The following is a 13,728-nucleotide window of genomic DNA, read 5'->3' on the forward strand; positions in this document are numbered from 1 at the left end:
CCGGACGACACCCGCCGGGAAACGGTCGATCGGCCGGAGCAATCAAAGTCACAATTGTCGGCAGTCGGGCCGAGGCGTCGAATCCGCTGATCAGACCCGATCCCTGAGGGCAAGATCTGCGCCACGGCCGGTTTTCATCCTACGGACAGCCGTGGCCCCGGTCGCCCGACGGCCGTAGGCTGACCGCGCGTCGATAGTGTAGACCGGGCGGCGGGTGGCGCCTCAGGCCCTTCGCTGCTTCTTCGCCGGGCCGCACGCTAACGCCCGAGGCGCGGGCATGGGCGCTGACCGGGCCGACACCATCCGAAGCTGGCAGGGATGACACGGTGCATGACAACGGTAGGTATGACGATCCAGAGATGACGGACTCCGGGGGGTACCACTCCGGCGGCGCCGATGTTTCACGTGAAACCGACTACGAAGGTTGGTCTGCCAGCGGTCGAACCCGGCCGCCGGTCCGGAGTGACGGCTCCGACGGCCAGCCGACCGGGTACGAGGCCATACCGCCGCCAGGTCCGACTCGTGGCACCGCCCGGGTCACGCCGCCGCCCGGCATACCCGAGCCCGCCGGGCCGGGGTATCCCTCGGTGGGCTCACCGTTCACAGCGGATGCGGTCGACCAGCGGGCGGCACCCGATCTGCCCCGGCAACCGGCACCCGGACCGGAGCCGGAGCAGTTCGGGAAGGGACCGGATCGGCGACGGCCGGCGGGGCGGGCGACGGCACCGACCTTCTCGGCGCCACCCGAGGTAACGCAACGGCCGGAGGAAACGCAACGGCCGGTGGCACCGCAGCCCGCCGCGCAGGCGCAGATGCCCCCGCCCGTCGAGGCTCAGGCTCCGGTGGTCCCGGTCGAGCCGTCGGCAGCGCCGGGGGTGCACGGGGTGAGGCCGGACGCCCGCCGGACAGCCCGGTCCGAGTCGCCGGCCGACACGCCGCCGGCCGTACCGGAGACCTTCCCTGAGGACGCCGAGTCCGACGCGTACGTTTCACGTGAAACCTCGTCTCGCGAACAGGACGATCCCCCGTTGGCAATGGAGGCAATGCGCGCTGTGCAAATCCTGAACCCGAGCGGTGAGGTGACGATGCCGCGTCCGGACCGGCCACGGATCATGTGTGTGGCGAACCAGAAGGGAGGCGTCGGCAAGACCACCACCACGGTCAACCTGGCGGTGGCCCTGGCGCTGCACGGCAACCGTGTCCTCGTCGTGGATCTCGACCCGCAGGGGAACGCCTCGACCGGCCTGAACGTGCCGCACCATGCCGGCGTACCGGACGTCTACGACTGCCTGATCGACAACGTGCCGCTGGCCGAGGTGGCCCAGGGGGTCGAGGGTATCCCCGACCTCTGGTGCGTACCGGCCACCATCGACCTGGCCGGTGCCGAGATCGAGCTGGTCTCGGTGGTAGCCCGGGAGTCCCGCCTCGCCCGCGCCATCGCCGCCCACCCGGCCGAGTTCGACTACGTCTTCATCGACTGTCCGCCCTCGCTCGGCCTGCTCACGGTCAACGCCCTGGTCGCCGCCCAGGAGGTGCTGATCCCGATCCAGTGCGAGTACTACGCACTGGAAGGCCTCAACCAGCTGATCAACAACATCAACCTGGTACGGCAGCACCTGAACCCCACCCTGGAGGTCTCGACGATCCTGCTCACCATGTACGACCGGCGGACCCGGCTCGCGGACGCGGTCGAGCAGGACGTCCGGAACCATTTTGGTGACAAGGTGCTGCAGGCGGTGATCCCGCGCAACGTGCGGGTGTCGGAGGCTCCGAGCTACGGCCAGTCGGTGATGACCTACGATCCCGGTTCGCGGGGCGCCACGAGCTACTTCGAGGCGGCCCAGGAGATCGCGATGCGCGGGGTCAAAGAGTCTGTTGGCCGCAATGCATAGCTCGGTGGATGCGTCGGGAGGCGTGGCATGAAGAACCGTCCGCGGGGCGGGCTGGGTCGAGGACTGGGCGCGCTGATTCCCACCGCACCGGAACCAGCGGCCGGGGTGGTGACGGCGGAGCCTCCAGTCGACCGACCGGAGGGAACGCGATCGCTGCCGGGTGAATCCACCTGGTCCGCGTCCGTACCGGCCGCTCCGGTCCAGCCGGCCGTCCCGGATCTGGCGCCCGTTCCCGGGGCCCGGTTCGCCGAGATTCCGCTCGACGCGATCGTGCCCAACCCGAAGCAGCCGCGGCAGGTCTTCGACGAGGAGGCCCTGGAGGAGCTCAAGCTCTCGATCCAGGAGGTCGGGTTCCTCCAACCGATCGTGGTACGCCAGCTTGCCGGTGAGCGGTTCGAGCTCGTGATGGGTGAACGGCGCTGGCGCGCGGCCCAGGCGGTCGGCCGGGAGTCGATCCCGGCGATCGTCCGGGACACCCGGGACGATGCGATGCTCCGGGACGCTCTGCTGGAGAACATTCACCGGGCCAACCTCAACCCCCTGGAAGAGGCGGCGGCCTACCAGCAACTGCTGGAGGAGTTCGGCGCCACGCACGAGGAGCTGGCTCGGCGGATCGGCCGCAGTCGCCCGCAGATCTCGAACACCATCCGGCTGCTGAACCTCCCGGCGGAGGTGCAGAAGCGGGTGGCCGCCGGTGTACTCTCCGCCGGGCATGCCCGAGCGCTGCTCGGCCTGGAGGATCCGACGGCGCAGGAGGAACTCGCCCGGCGGATCGTGGCCGAAGGGCTGTCGGTGCGGGCCACGGAAGAGGTCGTGAAGCTGGCCGAGATATCGCCCAGCCGCCCCAGCCCGGCCAAGCGGCGCGCGAAGGTCCACGCCCCAGGGCTGACGGATCTCGCGGACCGGCTCTCGGATCGATTCGACACCCGGGTCAAGGTGGACATCGGGCGGAACAAGGGGAAGATCACCATCGAGTTCGCCACCGTCGACGACCTTGAGCGGATCGTCGGCCTCATTGGGATGTCGGGCTCGGACGCCGAGCCCGACGAGTCGGTCTGACCGCCGGGTCCCCACCTCACGGCCGCTGGGAGGTGGGCCGACCCGGTCCGACAGCGTGGTGATGGCCGCGCCCTCGATAGTCGGGGGTCGCGGCCATTCCCATTGATCTGCCGGGGTGCGCCCTGCCGGGGCGGGAGCCGAGGCGGGCGGTCGCTGGTTTCACGTGAAACCAGGGCACCCGGCACGGTCGCCTTGGCCGCCGGAACGGCAACCGCACCGCACGGCCGAGGGCGCTGTCGTCGGGCTGTCGGGCCGTCGGGCCAGACAGGTCTGCGAGTCGCACCCGCCGCTGCCTGACAGGGGCACGCCGACAAGAAAGGGCGCTACCCGGGGGACCGAAAGGCTGGCGGATCTGTGCCCACGCAGACCGGCATCGCCTACTCCGTTCTCGGCGTGGGACATCGATCCAATCCATGGTGGGTACTGCGCCCGAGACGGCGCCTGGTAATCCACAGGCGTTGTCCACAGGCACCCCTCGTTTCACGTGAAACAGCGCGTGGAACGCGGTATTGGCCTGTGGATGACGGCGGTGAAATTCGCTGAGATTGCCCCCAGCCGGGTGGCGGATGCCTCAGGAATCGGCGCGTCTCGGGAGACGTACGGCTCTCTCCGCGCCGTGTCCGTGCGTCCACCTCGACCGCCGGACGATCCCGGATCCAGGCGGCGGAGCCACACCTCGGGAACCGTTCCGATGTTGACGTAGTCGAGCGGTCCGATCCCGCCGCCCGCCGGACGAAGAGCGGCTGACGGCGCTCGAATCCGGCGCCGACCGGCCGGTGATCGGCAGCCAAAACAGGGTAGGGACACCGGTCCCGAACTCGGTTAGGGTCAGCGTCGTGCCCCACACCCCTCCCGCTGTACCAGACTTCACCAGGTGGCCTTCGTTCCCCTTCGAAGGCGAGTTCCGGGTCAAGCACCTCGACGAGCCCGTAGCGGTCGAGCCGCCGCGCAAGGGCGAGGGTTCCGGCGAATGCCATTCCTGCAATGCTCCCGACGAGGCCTATATCTGGGTCAGTGAACGCTGGCGAGTACGCGCCATGGACCGGCCGACCGGCCTGCCGATGGTGCTGATCCTCGAATCACGCTCGCATCTGGACCTCGGCGACCTGCCCAACCTGCTCGCTGCCGAACTCGGGGTGATGACGGTACGGCTTGAGCGGGCCGTGCGGTCCCTGGACGGGGTCGCCCGGGTTCACGTGAATCGCTGGGGAGACGGTGCCGCACACCTGCACCTCTGGTTCCTGGCGCGGCCGTACGGGCGGCTCCAGTTGCGCGGCACCTTCCTGTCCCTGTGGGACCACATCCTGCCCCCGATCCCCGAGGCACAGTGGCGGGAGAACCTGGCGCTGGTGGCCGCCTGGCTCGCCGAGTTCGGTGGACGTCCGCTGGCCGAGCCGCCCCGCATCCAGTGGCAGGCGCCGTCGAGCCTGGCTCAGCAGGGGGCCGTGCAGCGAGCCACCACCCCGGCCACCGGAGCAGCCGCGGAAGAACCAGCAGCAGCCGAGCCCAGCACTCCGGCCCCGACTACCCCGACAATGCCGGACCCGAAGCCCGACCCGGCCCCGGAGGCAGAGCCGGCCCCGGAGGCAGGGCCGGAGCCGGAGGCAGGGCCGGAGCCGGAGGCAGAGCCGGGAGGAACCGAGGCCACGGCCTCGACCGGGGATCCCGGTCCGGCCACCCGCCGCGAACCCCAGGGCGGGTCCGGCCAGCCGGGCGTACCGGGGCTCGTCTCCGAACGCCTAACGGGTGGCGGCGGACCCTTGCCGGGCCCTGCCATCCGGCCATCGACCTGAGACACGCCATCACTTGGCCAAACCAGGCCGCCGAATCGTCGCCGCGCACACGCGCCCGCCCCGTACCCCAGCGGGCGCGGCCGGCGACCCGCGGCGATGGTGAAGGCCGCCGAGAAGGCCGGCCGGGCGAGCGGCTCAGCTCAGGGACGGCCGAGGGTACGGCGCTGAGAGGCGCGGACGACCAGTGTGCGGAGCAGCCCACCGAAGTCGAGTCCGGCGGCGCCGACGGCGAGCGGAAGCAACGAGGTCTCGGTCATGCCCGGCGAGACGTTGACCTCCAGTACGTGCGGTCGGTCGTCCTCGTCGACGATCAGGTCCACCCGGGACAGGTCGCGTAGTCCGAGGGCGGAGTGGGCCGCGAGAGCGGTCTCCGCGACCCGGGCCGCCGCGGTTGCCGACAGCCGGGCCGGTGCGTGCCACGTGGTGAGCCCGGCCGTGTAGCGGGCGGCGTAGTCGTAGACCCCGTTCCGGGGGACGATCTCGACGGCGGGCAGCGCACGCGGGCCGTCGCCCAGGTCGACCACCGAGACCGCCACATCCATTCCGGGCACGTAGCGCTCGACGAGCGCCGTCGAGTCGTACGCGAAACAGCCGACCATCGCCGCAGGCAGCGCGGCCGGATCCCGGACCACGGCGGCGCCGAGCCCCGAGCCGCCCTGGGCAGGCTTGATCATCAGTGGTAGCCCGAGCCGGTCGACGATCCGGTCCAGCACCGCCACCGCGCCGAGTTCGGAGAACCGGTCGTGCGGCAGCGCCACCCAGTCCGGGGTGGGGATGCCGCCCTCGCGGAGCACCGCCTTCGCCGACGGCTTGTCCCAGGCCAGCCGGGACGACCGGGCGTCACAGCCGACGTACGGCACGTCGCAGATGTCGAGTACGCCGCGCAGCGAGCCGTCCTCCCCGGTCGACCCGTGCAGGGCGATCACCACCGCGTCCGGGGGATCGTCCCGGAGCAACGGCAGCAGCGAGACGTCGGCATCCCGGAGCTCCGCCTCCACACCGGCCGAGCGGAGCGCGTCGAGCACCCGCCGACCGGACTTCAGCGACACGTCCCGTTCGTACGAGAGTCCGCCAGCGAGTACCAGGACGCGTAGTTCCGGCGCAGGATCGTGAGGTACGGGGTCCGGCCATTCGGCGGCCTGGAGTGGATCGTCGGCAGAGTGCGTACTCATGCCGGAGATCATGCCAAGTCGGGACCCGGCACATCCGCGCCGGCCTGCCCACGACGGCGCCGGGACGGGGCGCCGACGGCGCCGAAGACCTCGCGCATCGCGGTCTCCTGCTCCATCACGGTCGCCAGCCGGCGCACACCCTCGCGGATCCGCTCCGGGGGCGGGAAGGAGAAGTTGAGCCGCATGTGGCCCGCCCCCGTACCGTCGGCGTAGAAGCCGGTGCCGGGGACGTAGGCGACCCGGGCGGCGATGGCCCGCGGCATCATCGCCTTGGCGTCCAGACCGTCCGGCAGCGTCGCCCAGACGAACAGCCCGCCACCCGGCTCGGTCCAGCTCGTGCCGGCCGGCATGTAGTCGGCCAGCGCGTCGAGCAGAGCGTCCCGGCGTTCCCGGTAGACCTCACGGTAGGTCTTGAGCTGCTCCCGCCACGGCATCGTCGACAGATAGGTGGTGACGGCCGCCTGGGCGAACGCGCTGGGGCAGAGGATCTGCGCCTCGCTGGCGATGACCAGCTTGTCGCGCACGGCGTGTGGAGCGAGAATCCAGCCCACCCGCAGCCCGGGCGCGAAGGTCTTGGAGAAGGTGCTCAGATAGAAGACGCCGTCCCGACGGCGCGCCCGCAGCGGTGCCGGCGCCTCGCGGTCGAAGCCGAGCTGGCCGTACGGGTCGTCCTCGACCACCAGCAGGCCGGCCCGTTCGCAGATGTCGAGCACCCGCTCCCGGCGTTCCTCGGTGAGCGTCACCCCGGTCGGGTTCTGGAACGTCGGGATCGTGTAGAGGAACTTCGCGCGCCGGCCCGAGCGGGCGACGTCGGCGATAGCCAGCTCCAGCGCCTCCGGGATCAGGCCGTCGGCGTCCATCGGTACGTGCACCACCTGGGCCTGGGCGCTCTGGAAGACGCCGAGCGCGCCGACGTAGGTGGGCCCCTCGGCGAGTACGACGTCGCCGGGATCGAGGAAGAGCCGGGCGATCAGGTCCAGCGCCTGCTGCCCGCCGACCGTCACCACCACGTCCTCCGGGGAGGCGCCGCAGCCGGCGTCGATGCCGGAGAGCGCCATCACCTCGCAGATCCGCTCCCGCAGTTCCGGCGCGCCCTGGCCGATGCCGTACTGCAGGGTGCTCGCCCCCTGGTCGGCGGCGAGCTTGTTGAGCATCTCGCCGACCGCGTCCAGCGGCAACGCGGCGATGTACGGAGCGCCGCCGGCCAACGAGACGACCTCCGGACGGCTGGCGACGGCGAACAGGGCTCGGATCTCCGATGCCGTCATCCCGCGTACCCGTCGGGCATAGCGGTCCGTGTAGTCGTCCAGCGTCGTACCGGTCATGCCGGTGCCTCCTCGCTGCGCTCGTCGTGCCTGCCCACTCGCTGTGCCTGCCCATGACGGCCGTTCCCGCCGGGACGGTCACCGAACCGCATTCAGCGAACCAGGTCAACCGCATTCGGCGAACCTGGTCGTCAGGTCCTGCCCCGGTGCCCTCGGCACCTCGAACGCCGCGCCCGCTCGCCGTCTGGTCCGCCGGACTCCGCCCTGCGGGCGGGGGCGGAGGGCTGGCCGGCAACACCGCCGGCTGGCGCTCGTCGTTCGATGGTAATCCGGATCACCCCATCAAGCCCTTCGGCCCAGTGGCCCGTCCACATGTCGGACCGGTTGACCTGCCCGGTTCACCGGCTGACCGGGTGGAACGGTGGGTAGTCGACCTGTACCCTCCCGAGCCGGGCGGTTCCGGCGTACGATCGCTCGTTGGGGGTAGGGGCCGGAGATGGCGATATTTTGCGTCTTTGGGCCTCCAGGATGATTTGTGGGGATGCGCCGATGTCGCGACGTCTGGTCAGTCTGACCCTCGACACTCTCGAAGACCTGCCCACGCCGTGTCGCCGGTGCGTCTACTGGGAGCTGGATCCGGTGGCGGCCGAGCGGGCCCGCGAGGCAGGCGATCCCGGCCTGGAGAAGGAGGCATGGGTCTCGCAGACGCTGCTCGAATGGGGCTCCTGCGGAAAGCTGGCATACGTCGACGGTATGCCCGCCGGATTCGTGATGTACGCCCCGCCGGCCTACGTTCCCCGGTCGATGGCCTTCCCCACCTCTCCGGTCTCGGCCGACGCCGCACTGCTGACCACGGCACACATCATCACCGCCTTCGCCGGTGGCGGGCTGGGCCGGATGCTCGTGCAGGGGGTCGCACGGGACCTGACCAAGCGGGGCATCAAGGCGATCGAGGCGTTCGGCGACGCCAAGTTCGGCGACGCCGGCGAGGGCGCTGGCGGCTGTGTCGCCCCTGCCGACTACTTCCTCTCCGTCGGCTTCAAGACGGTACGCCCGCATCCGCGCTTTCCCCGCCTCCGGCTGGAGCTGCGTACCGCGCTGTCCTGGAAGTCCGACGTCGAGTACGCGTTGGAGAAGCTGCTGGGCTCGATGAGCCCCGAAGGGCTGCTCCGGCCGGTACGCCCCGCCACCCGCTCGGCCGCCGGCTGACGGGCCTCCGGTTCACAGCCCGCACCAACCACGATGAAGGCGAACCCGGTTCACGGACGCACCGACCGGGGCCTGCGGCGTCAGTCGGGGGCGGCGGACCCGGCGGCGACCATCGCCCGCAGCTCGCTGACGTCGATCGAACCGGTCGGCACGTCCTCCTCGACCGGGAAGTACATCCGCTGCACCGCCGCGACGATGGCGTCCACGACCCGGTCCCGGAAGCGGGGATCGACCAGCCGCGCCCGGTCGGCCGGCGAGGTGAGGTAGCCGACGTCGACGCGTACCGCCGGCATCCGGGTCAGCCTGAGCAGCTCCCACGTCTTCGCGTGGGTGTGGCAGTCGCGCAGCCCGGTCCGGGCCACGATCTCCCGCTGGACGAGCCCGGCCAGCCGCTCACCGACGCTTGAGGTCACGCCGTTGGCGGTGCCGTAGTGGTAGGTGGCGACCCCGTCCGCCTCCGGGTTGACGTGCCCGTCGATGTGCAGCGAGATGAGCAGGTCGCCGCCGAGTTCGTTGGCCAGGTCGGCGCGGGTGAGATCGGCCAGCGGCGCGGCCGGCGCCGGGCCCCGGGTGAGGTGCACCCGCATGCCGGCGGCGGCGAGCCGGCCCTCCAGCCGGGCGGCGAGGTCGTAGGCGAGGTCCGCCTCGGTCCACCGCAACGCGCCGTCCTGGACCACGAATCCGGGATCGAAGGGGTCGTGACCGGGGTCGATCACGATGACCTTGCCGACCAGGTTCGGACCGGACTGGCGGAACGCGTCGGCCTCCCGGAGCAGGGTCGGCCGGCCGCCGACCACCTTGCGGCCGAGCCGGCGCAGCGCGTTCATCGTCTGCGGGCCACAGGCACCGTCGGGGGGCAGCCCGACCTCACGCTGGAACTGGGCGACCGCGCGGGCCGTCCGGGCGCCGTACACGCCGTCGGCGCGGCCGACGTCGTAGCCCATCTCGAGCAGGCGCTCCTGCAGCGTCCGAACGTCCTCGCCGATCAGCGGGTCGGGAATCGCCTGGTAGAGGGTACGGGCGCCGAGGCGCCACCGGGCCGCGTCCAGCGCCCGCCAGGTCTCCGGGCCGACCTGGCCGTCGACGCTGAGCCCACGGTCCTGCTGAAAGGCGCGTACCGCGCGTTCGGTCTCCGCCTCGAACTCGTCGGCGCCGGGTGGCCCACCGGCGGGCAGCAGGCTCAGCCCGACGAGAACGGCTCGGATCTCGGTGACCGCACGTCCCCGGTCACCGCGTCGGATCGGACGCACGGACAACCTCCTCTGCGTACCTGCGGCTGACTGCCCGGCTGCCGGGCGGTGTGCCGGATCGGCCCCTGCGGCCGGTCCGGCGGCGGACGGCTCGTCGCTCCTCCGGGCGGCCCAGGCGGAACCGCCTCGACGGGTCCGGCCCGGTCGCGCCGGCCCGCCGACGCGCGGAGGAACGCTTCCGGAGCGTACCGTGGCGCTCCGGAGCACGCCCGTCCTTGACCGTACGGCATCCGGCAAACTCGCCGTCGAGCTGCGGATATACCCGTTCCGCCGGGCCCGGACGCATGCCGGAGCCGATTGCCGCCTGATCCGTGACACGCGGCGACCGGCTAGCGACCGGTGGCCGGCGACCGGCGCCCGGGTCTCGGGTCTCGGTTCAACCGGGGCGGGTGGATCTCGTCGAGCATGCCGAGCTTGTCGCCGGGGTCGGCGCGGCGGCCGAAGACGCCGATGCGCCCTCCTCCGGGGGATCCGGGGGCGGGCGCATCGGCGTGGCGATGACCTGCGTTACAGAGCAGTCTCGATGAGCTTGATCAGGTCGCTCTTCGGGCGGGCACCTGCGATGGACTGAACGGGTTCGCCGCCCTTGAACATCGTCAGGGTCGGCACCGACAGCACCCGGTAGGCACGGGCGGTCTCCGGGTTGTCGTCGATGTTGAGCTTGACGATCCGGACCTTGTCCCCCAGTTCGCCGGCGATCTCTTCCAGCAGGGTGTCGACCTTGCGGCACGGCCCGCACCACTCGGCCCAGAAGTCCACAAGTACCGGCGTATCGGACTGCAGCACGTCACTGGCGAAGTTGGCATCCGTGACGGCGCTTGTTGCTCCCACTAGTCCTCCTCGGGGGTTGCTTCGTGCTTTGGGATTCAGTCTTCCGCGAGCGTTGCGAGGAACCGCTCGGCGTCGAGCGCGGCGGCGCAACCGGTACCGGCCGCGGTGATCGCCTGGCGGTAGGTGTGGTCGACCAGGTCGCCGGCGGCGAACACCCCGGGGATGTTGGTCCGGGTACTCGGTGAGTCGACCTTGACGTAGCCGTTGTCGTCCAGCTCGATCTGGCCCCGGAAGAGCTCGCTGCGCGGGTCGTGGCCGATCGCCACGAAGACTCCGTTGACGTCGAGCGTCTTGGCCTCGCCGGTGTGCGCGTTGCGCAGGCGTACCCCGGAGACCTTGCCGTCGGAGCCGAGCACCTCCTCGACCACGCTGTTCCACTCGACGTGGATCTTGTCGTTGGCCAGCGCCCGGTCCGCCATGATCTTGCTGGCCCGGAACTCGTCGCGGCGGTGCACGATCGTCACCTTGCTGGCGAACTTGGTGAGGAAGGTCGCCTCCTCCATCGCCGAGTCACCACCGCCGACCACCACGATCTCCTGGCCCCGGAAGAAGAAGCCGTCACAGGTGGCACAGGACGACACGCCGTGGCCGAGGTACTCCTGCTCGCCCGGCACACCCAGCGGCCGCCAGGCCGAACCGGTGCTCAGGATGACCGCCTTCGCCCGGTACGCCGTCTCACCCACGTACGCCGTGCTCGCCGCCCCGGAGGCCGGTACACCGGTGTCGACCAGCTCGACCCGGGTCACGTCGTCGGTGACGAACTCGGCCCCGAACCGCTCTGCCTGCTTGCGCATCGCGTCCATCAGCTCCGGGCCCATGATGCCGTCCGCGAAGCCGGGGAAGTTTTCCACCTCGGTCGTGGTCATCAGGGCACCACCGGACTGCACACCCTCGATGACCAGCGGTTTCAGGTTGGCGCGCGCGGCATAGATCGCCGCGGTGTAACCGGCCGGCCCAGAGCCGATGATGATCAGGTTGCGGACCTCGTCCACTGCCGTCTCCCGATGTGTCTCTCTGCGCCACCAGCGCCAGGCGCCGACGGCGGTCCGAGCGCCGGCCACGTACGGCACCGGCACCTGCAAGCCAGAACGTCATCGTACGAACCGGGGATTCCCGAGCCGGTCATCCGGTGGGTCATGTCACTGCGTCGACGAAACAGCCGATGAGGTGTTGATTCACCCTACCCGGCTCTGGTAGGTGAGGTCCGCACCGGCGCCGGGTGAACCGCAGGCCGGACCGGTCACCCAGGCCCAGCGCGTCCCGGACCCGTCGGTGAAGACGACGACGAGCGCGGCCCGGCCCTGGAAGGTGGCGTAGTCCACCAGGTCGACCGCGACCGGGCCCTGGGCGTGGGCCACCGCGATCGCGTCGAGGCAGGCGGCGAGGACCGACCGGTCGGCCAGCCGCTGCAGCGAACCGCCGGGGGTGCCCATCGGCTGGCAACACGACGAAGCGGCGGTCGCCGGGCTCCGGTCGGCGTCCTGCCGGGCCGGATCGGGACTGCGGGCCGGCGGCGTGGACCGGGTGGGCGCCCCGGTCGAGGCGGCCTGCTCGGTCAGCTCGGAGACGGTGTCCGGGAGCGAGTCGGGGGTGTAGTCGGTGCCGGTGAAGAGGACCCGCTCGGCGGAGGGCTCGACCACCGTCCGGGGCGGGCCGGAGCCGAGGATCTGCGGTGCGGCGGCGTCCTCGCCGGAGTTCAACGCCGTACTCGCGGAGTCGTCACGGGCGCCGACGCCGCCGTCGACGAGACCCCGGACGGCGAACCCGGCGAATCCGACGACCACGGTAGCGAGCAGGACCGGACCGGCCAGCCGTCGCGCCCAGCGCCGCCGCCGACCCGGTCGACCGGGGCCACCACCCGACCGGGCCGGCCGGGTCGACAGCTGTCGACGGGGCCGCCCGGCCGGACGCGTCGGCCCGCCCGTGCCGGCGCCGCCCGTCGATCCGAGCCCGGCGTCCGGGCCGGCACCGGACCGGGTGACGGCACCCGGCTCGGTGCCGGCGAGCGGTTGGTCCGTGCGGTCGGTGACCGGAGTGCTCCCGGCGGTCGGGTCGTCGGTGCGGGGCACGGTCGCGCCGGCCAGCGCCGAGGTGAGCCGGTCGAGCACCGCGGCCGGCATCGGGGTCGGGTCGGCGGCCCAGCCCGCCAGGTCGAGGCGTACCGCGTCGAGCCCGGCGGTGAGGTTGGTGTGTGCCTCGGCCCAGGCCGGGTCCTGCTCGATCAGCCGGGCGACCTCGACCTGCTCCGGGGTACCGTCCAGCGCGCCACCGACATAGTCGGCCAGCAGGTCGAGATCGACCTCCCCGAACTGGCCCCCGGTCACGATTCCTCCTGGTCCTGGTCGACCCGGCCGGCGCGCCGGTCCGATGTCACCTGCTTGCTCGCTCCGCGCCGGATCGATTCCGATCGGACGCCGCCGCCGGAGCCGAGGTTCCCACCGGTGACGGAGGGCACCCTGGGGCTCGGCGCGGGATCACGGCCGCTTCCCGCCGGCCGGAGGTGCCCGAGCAGGACGGCGAGCCGGGCTCGACCCCGGGCGCACCGGCTCTTCACGGTGCCCTCGGCGACACCGAGGATCTCGGCCACCTCGGCGACCGGATAGCCCTGCAGGTCCACCAGCACCAGCGCGGCCCGTTGCTCGACCGGAAGTTCCGCGAGCGCCTGCCGCACCACGAGCGTGGTGTCGTGGTCGGTGACCGGGGCGGCAGGCTCGACGCCGCCCTGCCAGCGCGCGGAGTCGGACGGGCGGGTGCTGTCCGGCAGCGGCACGGTCGGGTGGGCCTGCCGACGGCGGATGCGGTCGAGGCACGCGTTCACCACGATGCGGTGCAGCCAGGTGGTGACGGCGGCCTCGCCCCGGAACCGGGCCGCGGAGCGGTGTGCCGACAGCAGGGCGTCCTGGAGGGCGTCCGCCGCCTCCTCCCGGTCGTTCACCGTACGCAGCGCCACCGCCCAGAGCCGGTCCCGGTGCCGGTGGAAGAGGGTCGCGAAGGCGTCCGGGTCACCGTCGACGTGCGCCCGGAGCAGTGCCGCGTCGTCGGAGTGGCCGGTCGGGTCGGGCTGGGCTGAGCCGACCGGCCGGGGCGTACGGCGGCTCCGGCCCTCGAACTGCGGCCCGGTCGCCCCGGCGTCACCCACGGTCGGACCCGTCGGCCGGGCGGGGTCGGTCGGCGCCCATGGACGGGCGGCGGGTGACCCGGCGCGGCCGGCAGCGTCGGGGCCCAACCCGCCGGTCATGGCCGCACGATAGCCGAAT

At 71.8% G+C, this 13,728-nt stretch carries 11 protein-coding genes; 4 read left to right on the top strand and 7 right to left on the bottom strand.

The features are described from left to right. Positions 1-875: 875 nt before the first annotated feature. From ABNF97_RS04140 to ABNF97_RS04150, 3 genes are all read left to right on the top strand, one after another. Positions 876-1,892 carry a ParA family protein gene (locus tag ABNF97_RS04140; protein WP_486484915.1) on the top strand — a complete coding sequence of 339 codons (1,017 nt, stop codon included), beginning with the start codon at positions 876-878 and terminating at the stop codon, positions 1,890-1,892. Positions 1,893-1,919: 27 nt separating this feature from the next. Next, positions 1,920-2,951, top strand: a complete 1,032-nt coding sequence (locus ABNF97_RS04145; RefSeq protein ID WP_130461251.1) for a ParB/RepB/Spo0J family partition protein — start codon at positions 1,920-1,922, stop codon at positions 2,949-2,951. An 836-nt stretch (positions 2,952-3,787) separates the two neighbouring features. After that, positions 3,788-4,744, top strand: coding sequence for a hypothetical protein (locus ABNF97_RS04150; RefSeq protein ID WP_349337700.1), 957 nt, complete (start codon positions 3,788-3,790; stop codon positions 4,742-4,744). A 140-nt stretch (positions 4,745-4,884) separates the two neighbouring features. Here ABNF97_RS04150 and ABNF97_RS04155 read toward each other — a convergent pair whose 3' ends face one another. Then, positions 4,885-5,916, bottom strand: coding sequence for a D-alanine--D-alanine ligase (locus ABNF97_RS04155; RefSeq protein WP_130461252.1), 1,032 nt, complete (start codon positions 5,914-5,916; stop codon positions 4,885-4,887). 8 nt (positions 5,917-5,924) lie between these two features. Further along, positions 5,925-7,241 (bottom strand): aminotransferase class I/II-fold pyridoxal phosphate-dependent enzyme, encoded by a 1,317-nt coding sequence (locus ABNF97_RS04160; RefSeq protein WP_130461253.1) that lies wholly within the window; start codon positions 7,239-7,241, stop codon positions 5,925-5,927. 489 nt (positions 7,242-7,730) lie between these two features. Here ABNF97_RS04160 and ABNF97_RS04165 point away from each other — a divergent pair, with 489 nt between their 5' ends. Beyond that, the gene (locus tag ABNF97_RS04165) at positions 7,731-8,390 is read left to right on the top strand and encodes a GNAT family N-acetyltransferase (RefSeq protein ID WP_130461254.1); all 660 of its coding nucleotides are present in this window, start codon (positions 7,731-7,733) and stop codon (positions 8,388-8,390) included. A gap of 80 nt (positions 8,391-8,470) precedes the next feature. Here ABNF97_RS04165 and ABNF97_RS04170 read toward each other — a convergent pair whose 3' ends face one another. The 5 genes from ABNF97_RS04170 to sigM form a co-directional block, all read right to left on the bottom strand. After that, positions 8,471-9,640, bottom strand: a complete 1,170-nt coding sequence (locus ABNF97_RS04170; protein WP_130461255.1) for an N-acetylmuramoyl-L-alanine amidase — start codon at positions 9,638-9,640, stop codon at positions 8,471-8,473. A 507-nt stretch (positions 9,641-10,147) separates the two neighbouring features. Further along, complete coding sequence (trxA, locus tag ABNF97_RS04175; protein WP_130461256.1) at positions 10,148-10,471, bottom strand: thioredoxin; 324 nt, start codon at positions 10,469-10,471, stop codon at positions 10,148-10,150. 35 nt (positions 10,472-10,506) lie between these two features. Next, positions 10,507-11,463 (bottom strand): thioredoxin-disulfide reductase, encoded by a 957-nt coding sequence (gene trxB, locus ABNF97_RS04180; RefSeq protein ID WP_130465710.1) that lies wholly within the window; start codon positions 11,461-11,463, stop codon positions 10,507-10,509. A 183-nt stretch (positions 11,464-11,646) separates the two neighbouring features. After that, positions 11,647-12,795, bottom strand: coding sequence for an RsmA family anti-sigma factor (locus ABNF97_RS04185; RefSeq protein ID WP_349337701.1), 1,149 nt, complete (start codon positions 12,793-12,795; stop codon positions 11,647-11,649). Beyond that, the gene (sigM, locus tag ABNF97_RS04190; protein ID WP_349337702.1) at positions 12,792-13,709 is read right to left on the bottom strand and encodes an RNA polymerase sigma factor SigM; all 918 of its coding nucleotides are present in this window, start codon (positions 13,707-13,709) and stop codon (positions 12,792-12,794) included. Before sigM ends, ABNF97_RS04185 begins: the two co-directional genes overlap by 4 nt. Between the last annotated feature and the right edge of the window lie 19 nt (positions 13,710-13,728).

The sequence above is a fragment of the Plantactinospora sp. B6F1 genome (assembly GCF_040120695.1).
Taxonomy (GTDB): Bacteria; Actinomycetota; Actinomycetes; order Mycobacteriales; family Micromonosporaceae; genus Plantactinospora.

What these genes read in the sequence shown, in the direction of transcription:
- ABNF97_RS04145 (WP_130461251.1), top strand. Translation starts at nt 1,920, where the DNA reads ATGAAGAACCGTCCGCGGGGCGGGCTGGGTCGAGGACTGGGCGCGCTG.
- ABNF97_RS04165 (WP_130461254.1), top strand. Translation starts at nt 7,731, where the DNA reads ATGTCGCGACGTCTGGTCAGTCTGACCCTCGACACTCTCGAAGACCTG.
- ABNF97_RS04160 (WP_130461253.1), bottom strand. Translation starts at nt 7,241, where the DNA reads ATGACCGGTACGACGCTGGACGACTACACGGACCGCTATGCCCGACGG.
- sigM (WP_349337702.1), bottom strand. Translation starts at nt 13,709, where the DNA reads ATGACCGGCGGGTTGGGCCCCGACGCTGCCGGCCGCGCCGGGTCACCC.
- ABNF97_RS04155 (WP_130461252.1), bottom strand. Translation starts at nt 5,916, where the DNA reads ATGAGTACGCACTCTGCCGACGATCCACTCCAGGCCGCCGAATGGCCG.